The 12010-nt window shown below is 41.6% G+C and carries 23 protein-coding genes; 22 read left to right on the forward strand and 1 reads right to left on the reverse strand.

Going from position 1 to position 12010, the window contains the following annotated elements:
• The first annotated feature begins 88 nt into the window (after nucleotides 1-88).
• From ACFWMP_RS31220 to ACFWMP_RS31265, 10 genes are all read left to right on the forward strand, one after another.
• Nucleotides 89-346 carry a hypothetical protein gene (locus ACFWMP_RS31220; RefSeq protein WP_379426165.1) on the forward strand — a complete coding sequence of 86 codons (258 nt, stop codon included), beginning with the start codon at nucleotides 89-91 and terminating at the stop codon, nucleotides 344-346.
• 25 nt (nucleotides 347-371) lie between these two features.
• The gene (locus ACFWMP_RS31225) at nucleotides 372-1046 is read left to right on the forward strand and encodes a zonular occludens toxin domain-containing protein (protein WP_379426167.1); all 675 of its coding nucleotides are present in this window, start codon (nucleotides 372-374) and stop codon (nucleotides 1044-1046) included.
• Nucleotides 1036-1359, forward strand: coding sequence for a hypothetical protein (locus ACFWMP_RS31230; RefSeq protein WP_379426169.1), 324 nt, complete (start codon nucleotides 1036-1038; stop codon nucleotides 1357-1359). The genes ACFWMP_RS31225 and ACFWMP_RS31230 overlap by 11 nt, the downstream gene beginning before the upstream one ends.
• Nucleotides 1360-1517: 158 nt before the next feature.
• The gene (locus tag ACFWMP_RS31235; protein ID WP_341043345.1) at nucleotides 1518-1715 is read left to right on the forward strand and encodes a transcriptional regulator; all 198 of its coding nucleotides are present in this window, start codon (nucleotides 1518-1520) and stop codon (nucleotides 1713-1715) included.
• Between the two features lie 6 nt (nucleotides 1716-1721).
• On the forward strand, nucleotides 1722-1967 hold the full coding sequence (locus ACFWMP_RS31240) for a hypothetical protein (protein WP_379426171.1): 246 nt from the start codon (nucleotides 1722-1724) through the stop codon (nucleotides 1965-1967).
• Nucleotides 1968-2558: 591 nt separating this feature from the next.
• Nucleotides 2559-2804 carry a hypothetical protein gene (locus ACFWMP_RS31245; protein WP_379426173.1) on the forward strand — a complete coding sequence of 82 codons (246 nt, stop codon included), beginning with the start codon at nucleotides 2559-2561 and terminating at the stop codon, nucleotides 2802-2804.
• A 371-nt stretch (nucleotides 2805-3175) separates the two neighbouring features.
• Nucleotides 3176-4483, forward strand: a complete 1308-nt coding sequence (locus ACFWMP_RS31250) for a replication initiation protein (protein WP_379426175.1) — start codon at nucleotides 3176-3178, stop codon at nucleotides 4481-4483.
• Nucleotides 4484-4575: 92 nt separating this feature from the next.
• Nucleotides 4576-4959 (forward strand): hypothetical protein, encoded by a 384-nt coding sequence (locus ACFWMP_RS31255; protein WP_379426176.1) that lies wholly within the window; start codon nucleotides 4576-4578, stop codon nucleotides 4957-4959.
• 74 nt (nucleotides 4960-5033) lie between these two features.
• Entirely contained in the window at nucleotides 5034-5588 is a 555-nt protein-coding gene (locus tag ACFWMP_RS31260) for a DUF3967 domain-containing protein (protein ID WP_379426178.1), read from the forward strand.
• 204 nt (nucleotides 5589-5792) lie between these two features.
• Entirely contained in the window at nucleotides 5793-5945 is a 153-nt protein-coding gene (locus tag ACFWMP_RS31265; RefSeq protein WP_379426180.1) for a hypothetical protein, read from the forward strand.
• A gap of 512 nt (nucleotides 5946-6457) precedes the next feature.
• Here the strand turns inward: ACFWMP_RS31265 and ACFWMP_RS31270 are convergent.
• Entirely contained in the window at nucleotides 6458-6586 is a 129-nt protein-coding gene (locus ACFWMP_RS31270) for a hypothetical protein (protein ID WP_379426182.1), read from the reverse strand.
• A gap of 26 nt (nucleotides 6587-6612) precedes the next feature.
• On the opposite strand from ACFWMP_RS31270, the gene ACFWMP_RS31275 reads away from it, so the two are divergent.
• The 12 genes from ACFWMP_RS31275 (at nucleotide 6613) to ACFWMP_RS31330 (ending at nucleotide 12004) form a co-directional block, all read left to right on the forward strand.
• Nucleotides 6613-6738, forward strand: coding sequence for a hypothetical protein (locus ACFWMP_RS31275; protein ID WP_341144413.1), 126 nt, complete (start codon nucleotides 6613-6615; stop codon nucleotides 6736-6738).
• A 156-nt stretch (nucleotides 6739-6894) separates the two neighbouring features.
• On the forward strand, nucleotides 6895-7038 hold the full coding sequence (locus tag ACFWMP_RS31280) for a hypothetical protein (RefSeq protein ID WP_379426184.1): 144 nt from the start codon (nucleotides 6895-6897) through the stop codon (nucleotides 7036-7038).
• A complete protein-coding gene (locus tag ACFWMP_RS31285; protein WP_341144412.1) occupies nucleotides 7031-7231 on the forward strand; it encodes a hypothetical protein in 201 nt (66 codons plus the stop codon). Before ACFWMP_RS31280 ends, ACFWMP_RS31285 begins: the two co-directional genes overlap by 8 nt.
• Nucleotides 7232-7260: 29 nt before the next feature.
• Nucleotides 7261-7467: a hypothetical protein gene (locus ACFWMP_RS31290; protein ID WP_341144411.1), complete on the forward strand. Its 207-nt coding sequence runs from the start codon at nucleotides 7261-7263 to the stop codon at nucleotides 7465-7467.
• 70 nt (nucleotides 7468-7537) lie between these two features.
• On the forward strand, nucleotides 7538-8857 hold the full coding sequence (locus ACFWMP_RS31295; protein WP_379426187.1) for a hypothetical protein: 1320 nt from the start codon (nucleotides 7538-7540) through the stop codon (nucleotides 8855-8857).
• Between the two features lie 48 nt (nucleotides 8858-8905).
• A complete protein-coding gene (locus ACFWMP_RS31300) occupies nucleotides 8906-10231 on the forward strand; it encodes a hypothetical protein (RefSeq protein ID WP_379426189.1) in 1326 nt (441 codons plus the stop codon).
• 2 nt (nucleotides 10232-10233) lie between these two features.
• Nucleotides 10234-10386, forward strand: coding sequence for a hypothetical protein (locus ACFWMP_RS31305; protein ID WP_341144408.1), 153 nt, complete (start codon nucleotides 10234-10236; stop codon nucleotides 10384-10386).
• Nucleotides 10387-10815 carry a hypothetical protein gene (locus ACFWMP_RS31310; RefSeq protein WP_379426190.1) on the forward strand — a complete coding sequence of 143 codons (429 nt, stop codon included), beginning with the start codon at nucleotides 10387-10389 and terminating at the stop codon, nucleotides 10813-10815.
• The gene (locus ACFWMP_RS31315; RefSeq protein ID WP_341144406.1) at nucleotides 10808-11071 is read left to right on the forward strand and encodes a hypothetical protein; all 264 of its coding nucleotides are present in this window, start codon (nucleotides 10808-10810) and stop codon (nucleotides 11069-11071) included. The genes ACFWMP_RS31310 and ACFWMP_RS31315 overlap by 8 nt, the downstream gene beginning before the upstream one ends.
• A gap of 46 nt (nucleotides 11072-11117) precedes the next feature.
• Entirely contained in the window at nucleotides 11118-11261 is a 144-nt protein-coding gene (locus ACFWMP_RS31320) for a hypothetical protein (protein ID WP_379426192.1), read from the forward strand.
• Nucleotides 11236-11637 (forward strand): hypothetical protein, encoded by a 402-nt coding sequence (locus ACFWMP_RS31325; protein WP_379426194.1) that lies wholly within the window; start codon nucleotides 11236-11238, stop codon nucleotides 11635-11637. The genes ACFWMP_RS31320 and ACFWMP_RS31325 overlap by 26 nt, the downstream gene beginning before the upstream one ends.
• Before the next feature lie 16 nt (nucleotides 11638-11653).
• On the forward strand, nucleotides 11654-12004 hold the full coding sequence (locus tag ACFWMP_RS31330) for a hypothetical protein (protein ID WP_379426196.1): 351 nt from the start codon (nucleotides 11654-11656) through the stop codon (nucleotides 12002-12004).
• Nucleotides 12005-12010: the final 6 nt, after the last annotated feature.

The raw sequence follows: 12010 nt of genomic DNA on the forward strand, positions 1-12010 counted from the left end.
GGGTAATCGAGGCACTAATTCCGCGACCTACTACAATCGACGCTAAGACCGCGGCGAAGATGAACCAGGAGAGAGAGGGGAATAGGTAATGTTCAGCAATACAAATTGGGGATTTGGTGCCGCTGAAATTTGGTCTAATGTGCTACTGGTCGTTGGATCATTATCGGGGTTTCTTTTGATAGGAATATGTATCTATATAGCTCCATCAGTCATGTTCATAATCAGACAAGCTGCAGTGTATAGAGAACGAGGTGAGTTTGAAAATCGTCCAGCGGGGTGGAAACGTAATGAGTTTTCCGGTCGTGTGCGTGATGGAACGGATTGGAAAGGGCGAAGAAGATGGTAAGACCAATAAAGGAGGGTGAAAAGTCATGGCACGGGTATTTGGTATGACGGGTCCATTCGGTAGCGGTAAGACTACAACGGCAGTGATCAAGGCGTTGCAGTGGGCTACAGCATCGGGAACTAAAATATTTGCTAATTTTCCTATGAGGGGGGCTTATCACTTTGATAGCTACTCAGACTGGTATCGAATTGCGGATTTACACGGCAGCGTCGTTATATTTGACGAATCACAGACCAACTTTGACTCCCGTAAGTGGGCAAACGAAGCGAATACGACTCTCACACAAATATTTAACTATGTTAGGAAAATGAACTGTGTCTTTATTTTCATCCTACCAAGCTACAACAATATAGACACACGGATTCGGCAGAACACGGAGCTGCTTATCAATTGTCAAAAGACTCCTGGTGGTACGATAATTAACCACGTTTATGATTATCAGGATAAAGCATATGGTGAGTGGGGGCGGCTGCTGAATAAATGGGTATTACCGTCTTCGTCACAAAAAAAAGTTTATTCTCTTGATGTGTTTGACACTAACAGCATGGTGAAAAGCTTTCCTATGCCAGAAGGTAAAAAGCAAACGAAAGAGTTTTTTGAAGAACTCGATAGGCGGCATGAGGCAGCGCTTAAGCGATTAGGGATTTACAAAAAGATCGAGACACTGGACAAAGAGGGGCTGACTATATATGCAAGCTGAGAAATTACTTTCTCCAGATACATACACTTTCAATCGAATCTTTCTGGGTAAGGAGATCAACCCTGTGGTACTAAATAAAAAATGGAAAGAGTACTTAGAACAAACCTATACTAATCAGCTCGTGCAAGCTTGTAAAGCTACTAAGAGTGTAGCTGTGAGGTCTACAATGATGTCACGCCATGAAAAGGATATGTACAAAGATCAGCGATATTATTCGGGAATTAAAGTCTATTATCTGTTTCCAGAAAATGATGTGCCATTGAATATTTACTGTAGGTTGGTTCAAGAAGAGGGGAAGGTTGTTTTTGAGTAATCATTATAAGTTACTGATAAATCCGACTTTAGATGAGTTGGGTTTATTTTTGTGTAGCAGTATTCAAAATCCAGACGAAAATGAAAAGTGTTGCAAAAATCAATTTGCTGTAGTAAAATGATTTTAGAAACATAAATCAAATTACCTGGAGGATTTAAGTGGCGAGAAAAACATGGCAAAGTGATAATTTGGGTGGTGCGCGTGAAGGTGCTGGAAGACCGAAAATAGGAGTGTCTAGACCGTTGCGTATTAATCTACCAGAAGAAGCCTGGAAAGAGATTGATTCTTTGATCCAGCAGGGCGAGTATGATAATTATTCTGAGTATTTTCGCAAGCTGTATGAGATGAAGGGATGAAAATGAATGGATCACGCAATTGATAGTCTAAGAACCTTTTATAATCTTGCTCTGCACCGACTTTATGATGAGTGGGCATTGGGGGAATATAAAAAGTTAACAGATTGCCCAACGTTCAAAGAATGCAGTACGTACCGCAAGGCAATCAAGGTAATGAGGGACACGTATTATGATAAAGAGCCAAGAGGATCTGTTAAGGAAGACTTGGAAGGTGAAATGTGGGTAACTAAAGGAATCGAAATTAAATGGTAATACGCATCCATTGAAATACATAAAAAGGGTTAAATAGTACTATAATGCGAAAAAAGTACGAACAAAAATTCTTTATAGAATATAATTTCGACAAATTTTAGGATATTACGTAAATTGATCTAGTAAACATTAGTAGACTCATGGTAATATTTTCTTTAGATAAATAAAAAGAGCCACGTTTCACGGCGGCTTAGAGCTACCAACTCTAAGACTGCTTAACCGATAACCAAGATCGGAGAAACAGGCGCGCTGAACACATGGCTTTGCCCTCATTGTACCGTATTTTAATTGTGCGATCAATAGGAACGAAGTAATGCGCATAAGCCCTCCTGTATCCCTTTTTGGGTGTACAGGAGGGCTTTTTGCATAGAAAGGCTTAGAACGCCACACAGGAGCCGTCAAGGGCGCGTTAGCGGCGAAGCGAACCCTTTACGAGCGGTTCCTAACACCCACCCTAACAGTCGTTTCCGAACCTTGCGTTCGGGAACCTGCCACCCGGCGAGGGGGCGCCGCAGGCTAAAGGATTCTTAAGGCGTTAGCCTTAAGCTGCCAGCGGCATATCTGTTCTTAATTTAATAGGAGAGTGAAACTATGAAAAATTTACTTTGTGGGTCATGTGCTATAAAAGCTTCATTGGAACTATCGGAACGCCTTGAATTAGCTAATTCAAGGAAATTAGGAGTGGATTATCATTGTTTAGGTTGCGGGAAAGTTCATTCCTGGACGTTTAAGAGGAACGGAGAAGAAACGGGGGGAATGGTTGAAACGGTTGAAATCGTCGAAACGAGCGAAATTGAGGAAAAAAGCGAAATTTTCATCCAGACAAGACTATTCTGAAATATTCATATGGTGATAAGTTCCTAAAAAGGTGGTTTTGAAATGATTGAACTTATTGTATTCGTTGTAATTACTGCTTTTATTGGGTTTTCGCCTTTGATTTTGAAGTTAGTTGAGAAATGGTTTTAAAAGGGGTTAAGGGCGCGAACGCTCAAAATGGTGCGAGACCCCAATGCTTATAATATGGGGTCACGGTAGGGCTTCCCAATACCCTCCAAACCCGTACTGCTCTAAGGTTTGAGCCAATCACACACAGAACGAGAGAGAAAAACGGAGTAAATCATACCTATGAACAAGAAAACAATAGGTTTTATCTTTAAAATGAAGACCACTTTGCTGTGCTAAAGCGTTTTTGGAAAAGGAGGGTTGTTATGCCGGAATTATATACTAAGCCAAATGGTAGCTTGAGAGGTAGGAAGCTGTTTGCGCCTGATCCAAAGCGTTTTTTGTTTAACGTCGATACGCTTTGGTATACATACGATGCTGATAATTACGATGAAGTAATGCAGGACGGTTTAATGCAGCGGCTGATCGACGGTAAGAGCGTTTCAGAGGACGGGGAGGGAACAGACTACATTCAGTTGGAGTTAGGGCGCTATGAGTATCCTGTGACGTTCAGCATTGAATCACATGGACAAAAGCCGATTTATGCCTTTCAGATTCGGAATCAAGATATGGCGATTTACTTCGCACGGCGGCGGCGAAATGATGGGACGTTTCCGGTAAAGGTTCAGATTAACCAATTTAAACTATGGGATATGGGGGTACAGGATGCCTTTTTGGAGTCGTTGGAAGTTCTGACTGCGCTTGGTTTTAGGTATGAAGCTGCAAAGCCTAACCGGATTGATTTATGTGTGCATTCAGACCAATTTAAATGGACTCTGGATGATTTGAGAACTTTGGATTATCCAAGGAACGTCGAGGATGATAACAAGCCCAGTTTCCACAAGCTAGACCCCTGTACGGGTGAATTTGAAACGGTATATTACGGAGATCGGACACGGCTACAACTTCGTTTGTATAACAAGTCTATTGAGATTACGAAAAAGAAGAAAGACTATTTCCGCGAGATTTACAAGAAAAACGGGATGGATGCTGAAAAGGTCTGGAACATTGAGTTTGAAATACATAGAGACTATATGAAGGGTTTCGCTTGCGAAGAAACAGGGGAAACGGGGATATTTGATACTATGGATTTCTTGCTTCGACTAGATGGTCTATCGCTGCTCTGGACGCATTTAATGAGTAAGTTTAACCATCCGTCTGCATTCTGGAAACAGCTCAGTAAGGGAGATCCTAATCACTTTGTAGAGTGTAAGAATTTTATTTTTCGGTTGAAGGATATCGACACTACGAAGGAACGGGAGATTGCTCAGATTAGAGGTAGGCTGCAGAAGCTTATTTTGAATGAAGAGCTTGAGCCGGACGCAGATTTTATGATTGAAGCGATGAAGGTATTCACGAATATGTTTCATGATTACGAATCAGAGAAGGAGAAGGATTTTACAGAGGATGTACTGAAAAAACGGAAAGAGTATATGGATGTTCAGATGCTTAAGCGAACGATGGCAGAGCGGCGGCAGACAAGTAATAAGCTGGAGCTGCTTTCAGAATTGTTACATAAAAAGACTTTGCATAATGCTGATAAGGTGCTACTAAAAGAAAAAGACGCACAATGATCGTGGGGATCAATGAGCGCCAAAACAATGTAAATAAAGTATATCAGGTCAGATAGGATAGATCAAAATGAAAATAGGAAGAGGGGATTAGTATGAACATTTTAGAGGATTTTGACACGTTGTTTAGTAGAAAAGAACCTTTTTGGCCTTCTGGATACGAAATCTTTTTGACTGTTTTAGGGATTGTTGCTTTCTTCTATTGTGTGGCTGCTATTGTGGTAATTTTTAATGATCTGAAAGTTATTGTGAGAGGTAAAGCAGTTGGATCAGTAGAGGTAACAACCACGTATCAGGATTTTAAGAACTTGAAGGAGTATAAGCTATATCATCTATTTTTGTTGGTTTTGGAATTGCCCATGTGGTTGATTGAGCTATTCTTAATAATGTTATGTTATGCAGTTTATTATGTGGTTCGTACTATTTATCTAGTATTTTGGATGATATTTAATATAAAAATCTATAAAAAGAATAGTTGATCAGCTAATATAATAATATAAGCCCTGTAGCGGTATGCTGTGGGGTTTTAATCGCTACGGAGGTGACATAAAAAATGCTAGGAACTAAGGAAATATGCGAGATTATAGGGGTTAAACCCAGCACAGTGCGAAAGTATGCTGGGGCGCTTGAAGCGGCTGGGTATGTCGTACATAAGGGCGATAGTGGACACCGCGAATATACAGACGAAGACGCTACGGTATTTAGGCATTTAAAAGCGCTATGCGATCAGCCGGGTATGACGGTGGAGTTAGCTGCAAACGTAGTTGTATCAAGGCGTGAGAGGGCGCACGAATCTGTATCGCCTATGGTTGTTTCGGCAGATAATCAGGTGTCAGAGCGATATGAAGAACGATACAATGAACTATTTGCGGTTATGCAACAGCTAGGGGAACAGAACCAACAGCAGGCGGCAGAGCTGGAGCGGGTACATAAGCGGATGGACGAGCAGAACGCTAATATATCAGTTATTTTGAGGGAAGTTTTAGATACTCGGCGTATGGTAGCAGCCGCGAATGACAAGCGGTGGTGGCAATTTTGGAAAAAAGACATGGTTTTGCCTGATCTTAATGATCCAGAGGTACGCTGGAAGCTAGGAAAAGAGAAATAGAAGTGTTAGAGGGGCGGTGCGCTTTAGGCGAAACGCCTTTTTTTTGTGCGCAGGAGAAATAATATATTATATATATTAATTTTGGTGCTGAAAAATAACATATATAACCATATTTTGAGAGTCTGGATTATTTGCTGAATCTACTTGGTGAGTTATGATAATAAGAAAAAATAAAAGGAGGACGCTTATATTAGGAATGGGGAAATGAGATTGGGAAGAAAAAGGATTGATCCAGAAGAAGTAGTAAAAACGCTTTGTGTGAATGTGAAACAGAAGGTACTTACTGAAATTGAAAAAGAAGGTAATCCAAAACATATTATCGAGAAAATGATAAATGAGAAATATTTGAAAGAGTAATAGACATATTTTCCTTTTTTTTTTATAATTACATAGGAACGAACTTTCCAAATAGAATATGCGTTCTGATTTTGAAAGCTTTTATGTCTAATTTGAAAATATTTTGTAAATAAAAAAGATTGTTTTATGCAATCAAGTTAAGTATTAATTTTAGTGCAGAAAACTAACTTTTTATGGAAAAAATGAACTTCTCAGGGTCATTGACAAAATTTTCACTATGATGATATTCTTCATCCAAGACATAAAAAAATATCCAACCCCGATACAGTGCTGGTAACACTGTTGACGGGAACCTGTTGCGGAAATCCCTCCGGCAACGGGTTATACTTTCGTACGTTGGACTAGATTATTCTAGTCTATTCGATAGTATTTTGGCAATGAGAACAAAGACGGAGGGATAAACCTCTGTCTTTTTTTGTTGGGAGTGGCTTGTTTTGGAAAATGGGATTCAAGGAGAAATAACCTATTCGTCCGTAGTTGAATCGGTTTACAGCCCTGATCTGATAGAGGGGCTAGACTACACCAGGTATACAGGAAGCAGCGTATCTTTTACCGTTCTTCACGAAATAACGTTTGGAGATATTATGGTTTCCACTCTTCTGGCGTTCCTGATCCTGTTTATGATCATCCGGTTTTTCCACAGTCTGATAATAGGAGGAGGTAAACAATGATCCAGTCTATAGCAAGTATGAACGCTTCGCAGCTCGTGGAGCATTACAGCTTATTCTTGGTCATACCTGTTTACTTCGCCTTAGTTGGTCTGTTAATCAATGTATTCGGGGTGAAGAAATGATCAAAGATTTGATGATCTTCCTTTTTACACTGGATTACATGGACTTTGTTTTATTTGTTCCACTCCTGGCAATTAGCTTTTTCGCTGGGCTAATTACTCTTCTGAAAGGGGTGGGGCGATGGACTTAAAAGGGCTACTCGACATGTCATACTTTTGGTGGGTATTCAACAAGATTGCAGCGGTGGGCATGGTGTTCCTGGTGATCTATATTGCGATACAGGCTGGAGGGTGGCTTTTGGAAACATTGATCACAGCATTCAGGAATATGCGTGGCAGGAGTTAGGGGGGCGTTATGTATAGCGCAATACCGACTATCTCATTCTTTACAGATGCGGTACAAAACGATTTTTGGTCAGTGCTTCGTGCAATACTTTTTGTGGGTATGCCGTTTGTGATTATCGCCGCAGCTTTCGAATATGGTGGCGAGTTTATAGCCGTTATACGTAATGCCTTCAGCCGCCGTAGGGACGATGACGAGCATTATGATATATAGAAACTAAAATTATTGGGAGGTTTTTTATAATGAATACTATGGCAGCAGCAGCATCTACACCGATTTTCTCAGGTACAGCAGATTGGGGTTTCGGGGCATCTGACGTTTGGACGAACGTTATGCTTATCGTGGGTAGCGTATCGGCATTTTTGATCTTGGGTATTTGCATCAAGTTCGCACCAAAGGTGTTTACAGTGATCTTCAAGGCTCTTGGGATTGGCGGCGGCAAGTCCTAATATCTGCATTCATGCCGGAAAAGGGGCGGGGGAAACCCCGTCCCTTTTTTGATTAAGGAGAGATAAATGTATGAAAAGGGTATGGTCTCTACTTATTTTAGGGCTGCTATTAATGCCAGGAATAACTTACGGTGACAGTAGTAATGGACTTTACACTATCAACAAAACGGATTATGCGGGGACTGCTGTCAAAGGTGTGCCAGCGACAATACAGCTTAAGACAGCAAGCGGAAGCACTAAATATGTATTGCCATCCGATATCGTAGGTACCTTTTATCAAGCTTATATTCGCGTAGGTAGGACTCTGAATGCTGAAAACTATCTAACTGTTACTTTTGGGGATGGGGCAACAATCATTTACAACAATAATAGCTGGGCAGCTCAGGGGGTTGTGACTGTTCCAGAATCGGACTTTGCAAATCATCCGAGCCGAGGAATTACAGTTAAATTTACGCATAGTGGAGACTATGACGAAAATTTGTATCTACAAGGTTATTGGGTCACAGGCAGCGCTACGGCAACTCCTACACCATCGGCAACAGTGAAACCAAGCGCTACACCAACCGCCACAGTCAAGCCAACTGCTACACCGTCGGGTACATCAAACCCAAACCCAACTGCCAGTGCTACCACAAGCCCAAGCGAAAGCCCTAATCCTACTGATCCGGGCGGTGGTACTGGTGATCCAGGGGAATGCAGCGCAGCATGTCAGTCGCTAATAGATCAATTAGAGTGTCCTGAATGGGATGAGTACATGGGAGCTTGGGCAGATATGATTCGTGGTACATATCCACCTCCACCGAATTGGTACAACGTAGCGGAAATTATGAGGGATACCATCGTGCCATCAATGGGGCAAGAAATGGTAAATCGTAGTCCGGAAATCGCTAGGATCATAGCAGACGAATTTCAGAGTCGTGAAAAGGCAGTAAGCCCACCACCGACCATAGCGGATTTTAAACCGAATGTGCCGAGAATTAGTGATACACCAAAGGTATCTGGAAATTTAAATGATAATGTTCCGAACTTCCAGCCGGATTACTCAGAGGATAAAGGTTTTGTTATTCCTGATCCTGCATCCATTCAATTTAATGATAATTCGGATAAGGGTTATGAGTATCAGCCTATTAATAGTGCAACTCCTACCTTTTCGGCTCCGGTAGAACCATCAGCGACAGACAAGGGATATAAAGATTCAGAACCTACAGAAATTACCCCACCTAAGTATGTAGGGGGGAGATATACACCGGAAGAAACTGCACCTCCTTATAAACCTGATGAAGTACCGGATGATACGATGCCCGGATATGGTGGGAATGAAAATACTGGTGACTATCGGAATTACAATTCCAAAAAGGAAGTTTTTCAGGGATATAAAGGGGGGGAGTGAGGTGATTTGAAAAAGATAATTTTAATAGCCCTAATTTTATTGTGCGTTATGCCTGTAACATCGGTATTTGCGGCAGAAACTAACGTTACTTACATTTATGTGGGAAATGTTAAAGTGCCATCTTATCAAAAATATACTTATACGTTAGAGGTTCCTAGTCCAATTAAAGGGTTTACGATAAATGTCACAAAATCTAGTGCAAGCAATTCTATTTCATTTTATGACGTAACGGGAAAAGTGATTTATAACACTGGTATTCAAAAATCATTAACTGATGTAACGATACCTGGAGATATTTTGGTAAGTTACGTACAAGTTAATAATTCTACTTCTGACGAGTTGGTTTTTACTTTGTATGCGTATGGTACACCCTTACCAACGCCGATACCGACACCGACGCCAACGATAACACCAACACCTACACGTCCACCATATGGTCTGCTGCGAGGTAAAACGCTTATTTTGAGCAATGACGTGGGTACGGGGAACAGAACTGTAACAGAAGCAACGGACGGAGATTTAAACAGTAGTAACAGTGGTATAGGGGGGAGCAATAATACACTATGGTATAAGTTTTCAAGTCCGGTATCACTACATGGGTATTCGTCTAAAGTAGGAACTAGTTTACAGTTGAGGTTATACGACATTGATAAAAAAATACTGAAGTCTATATCTCTGCCAGAAAGCACCGGAGCAAATATGTTTTATGGAGATTTCGCAGATATCGACAATGTGAGTTATGTAGCCGTGTATAACACCGTTACGGCGTACAGAACAATTTATGAAATTGATGTTTTTGGCAGCTATATAACACCATCGACACCAACACCAGTTCCGACACCAACACCAACGCCAACAGCAACACCGAAACCAACAGCAACGCCGACACCAACACCGACACCAACACCGACACCAACACCGACACCAACGCCGACACCAGTACCAACACCAACGCCGATACCCCCAACGGAAAGCGGACAGGAAAATACGCCAGATTATATCCTAGTAACTTGGAAAGAAACACCTGAAGCCGTTGGGTACTTAATCTACTTAAACGGAAAACAAGTAGGTACGGCGGGAGCAGATGAAAGAAGCTTTAAGATCACAAAAGCTATGGGATATAAGCCAGATGCTTTGGCGAATGTAACGTTGGTTAAGGCAAAATTTGCAGATGGAAGCATAGGGGATGGGAATAACACTAAACCACCTATCGTTGGTAGTCCAGACGGTTGGGGGCTAACAGGTAGTGACATATGGACGAATATTGTATTGCTTGTAGCATCCTTGGGATTGTTCGTTTTACTAGGAATTTGTATTCGGCTTGCACCCAAAGTATTTAGAATTTTACGACAAGCGATTAATTGGAGGGGTTAAAGATGGATGCAGCGCAGCTCATGGCTGGAGGGATGAAGTTAATTTTGATGTCATCCCCGTTTATGCTGATCTACGTTTCGATTGCTTACAGTAACGAGATCATTGATCTGATACGACATGCAGTGCTGGGACGGAGTCGGAAGGGTTGGGATTAGATGTTCAGAGCCATAGCAGACGGTTTTAACTATTTGTTTGGTATGCTTGCCGATTTCTTTTGGAAGCTAATGAACGGCTTGCTGTGGCTCCTGCAGCCTATCTTTGATCTAGTCGCACTGATCTTTAGTTTCATCGTCTGGATTGGCGTTATCATCGTTAAAATCGTTCTCCTGGTATTCGCGATCGGTAAATTACTTGTTGGTCTGATCGCTGGACTATTTACGACTATCTTAGGTTTTGGATACTCCGGCAGCACAACCAATCTACCAGGAAGCTACATGGAAGTATATTCCCACATTAGACCGTATCTCTCCATGCTTCAACTGGACAAAATAGCATATTTAATCCAGTTTGGCATTTGGTTTTTTACAGCGTGGGCGGCATTACGTCTTATTGGTGGCATGAGAGGGGGCGGAGGTAGTGAGTAACTTTTTGGATAATATCTTTAGCCCAGTAGTACAGTTTTTGGATAAATGTATTACGCAGCTCAACCAGGTTGGGACAGTGGCAGCCAAGGGGGTTCGCCTGGATAACTATTTTGGGTATTTTGGGATACTTGGTCCCGAATGGGCTAGGGTAATTAGTTCATTGCTTGCTTCGCTAACCTTTCTTTTTATCTTATATACGGTTCAGAAATATAGCAGCGTACTGCTTTGGTTCAAGGATTTAATTAAGTGGTGGTAGTTTAATTCCGACTTTGGCCACTGGGGATTAAAAGGGGGAGAACAGATTGGAATTGGCATTTCAATATTTTTTTATTGCTGGAGCTGGTGTAGGTTTGGGGCTTTGTTTAACAGTTCTACCTTGTTGGATAGTCGCTAAAAAAATTAGTAATGGGGGTTTTAGTCTTGGCAAAAAAAGAGGAAAAAATTAACCTGGGTCGTGTTGTACTCTTCCGGAATTACACAGCTCAAAAAGCTGAGGATTTAAATCCAGGAGATAAAGACGTTTGTGAGATCCTGGATGTAGAAGATGACCAGGGCGAATACATAAGAGCCGGTTACTACGTATTGCCAAAATCGGACGCAACAGTTTTGAGTAATGAGGATGGTTTGGTTTATGTATACAATGTTAGTTTGCCGTACCTGGAAGAGGTAGCTCACTTGGCAAAGGTTGAAGAAAATATCATCATCGGACAAGCTTTTTTGTATCCTGGTCGCAACATGCCGAAGACAAGCCCGAACGCTTTCCAATGGTGTATGTTTGTCGGCGTATTCTTATTAGGGGCTTTTGCGATTTTCGCAAGCTAGAAAGGGGGGGCTTACAATGGCTAAACCGTTAGACCTTGAAAGTGTCGTTAACCAGGACTTATATAGTAACCCTATGCCGCAGATTGACGGAGTGAAGCAAGTCTTAGAGACGCTACAAGATCGTGTACAGGCTTTAACGCCAACACAGATGCAAGCCGTAGGGTACTTGGAGTATTTGCAGACAAGGGGCATTCATAACGGCAACAGACCTTATTCAGAGTTGATAGACCGTATTCAAAACCATGCTTATCGTGTGGCTCCTCCTGGATTCTTTATTAGGGTAATCGAGGCACTAATTCCGCGACCTACTACAATCGACGCTAAGACCGCGGCGAAGATGAACCAGGAGAGAGAGGGGAATAGGTAATGTTCA

Origin of the sequence: Paenibacillus sp. NPDC058367, assembly GCF_042723305.1 — a bacterium.
Classification (GTDB): Bacteria; Bacillota; Bacilli; order Paenibacillales; family Paenibacillaceae; genus Paenibacillus_AQ.

Excerpts from the sequence above, each read along its gene's own strand:
- ACFWMP_RS31245 (WP_379426173.1), top strand. The coding sequence starts at position 2,559 with ATGAAAAATTTACTTTGTGGGTCATGTGCTATAAAAGCTTCATTGGAA.
- ACFWMP_RS31285 (WP_341144412.1), top strand. The coding sequence starts at position 7,031 with ATGTATAGCGCAATACCGACTATCTCATTCTTTACAGATGCGGTACAA.
- ACFWMP_RS31240 (WP_379426171.1), top strand. The coding sequence starts at position 1,722 with ATGGATCACGCAATTGATAGTCTAAGAACCTTTTATAATCTTGCTCTG.
- ACFWMP_RS31230 (WP_379426169.1), top strand. The coding sequence starts at position 1,036 with ATGCAAGCTGAGAAATTACTTTCTCCAGATACATACACTTTCAATCGA.
- ACFWMP_RS31260 (WP_379426178.1), top strand. The coding sequence starts at position 5,034 with ATGCTAGGAACTAAGGAAATATGCGAGATTATAGGGGTTAAACCCAGC.
- ACFWMP_RS31295 (WP_379426187.1), top strand. The coding sequence starts at position 7,538 with ATGAAAAGGGTATGGTCTCTACTTATTTTAGGGCTGCTATTAATGCCA.
- ACFWMP_RS31305 (WP_341144408.1), top strand. The coding sequence starts at position 10,234 with ATGGATGCAGCGCAGCTCATGGCTGGAGGGATGAAGTTAATTTTGATG.
- ACFWMP_RS31275 (WP_341144413.1), top strand. The coding sequence starts at position 6,613 with ATGATCCAGTCTATAGCAAGTATGAACGCTTCGCAGCTCGTGGAGCAT.
- ACFWMP_RS31225 (WP_379426167.1), top strand. The coding sequence starts at position 372 with ATGGCACGGGTATTTGGTATGACGGGTCCATTCGGTAGCGGTAAGACT.
- ACFWMP_RS31290 (WP_341144411.1), top strand. The coding sequence starts at position 7,261 with ATGAATACTATGGCAGCAGCAGCATCTACACCGATTTTCTCAGGTACA.
- ACFWMP_RS31300 (WP_379426189.1), top strand. The coding sequence starts at position 8,906 with ATGCCTGTAACATCGGTATTTGCGGCAGAAACTAACGTTACTTACATT.
- ACFWMP_RS31250 (WP_379426175.1), top strand. The coding sequence starts at position 3,176 with ATGCCGGAATTATATACTAAGCCAAATGGTAGCTTGAGAGGTAGGAAG.
- ACFWMP_RS31255 (WP_379426176.1), top strand. The coding sequence starts at position 4,576 with ATGAACATTTTAGAGGATTTTGACACGTTGTTTAGTAGAAAAGAACCT.
- ACFWMP_RS31265 (WP_379426180.1), top strand. The coding sequence starts at position 5,793 with ATGAGATTGGGAAGAAAAAGGATTGATCCAGAAGAAGTAGTAAAAACG.
- ACFWMP_RS31310 (WP_379426190.1), top strand. The coding sequence starts at position 10,387 with ATGTTCAGAGCCATAGCAGACGGTTTTAACTATTTGTTTGGTATGCTT.
- ACFWMP_RS31330 (WP_379426196.1), top strand. The coding sequence starts at position 11,654 with ATGGCTAAACCGTTAGACCTTGAAAGTGTCGTTAACCAGGACTTATAT.
- ACFWMP_RS31220 (WP_379426165.1), top strand. The coding sequence starts at position 89 with ATGTTCAGCAATACAAATTGGGGATTTGGTGCCGCTGAAATTTGGTCT.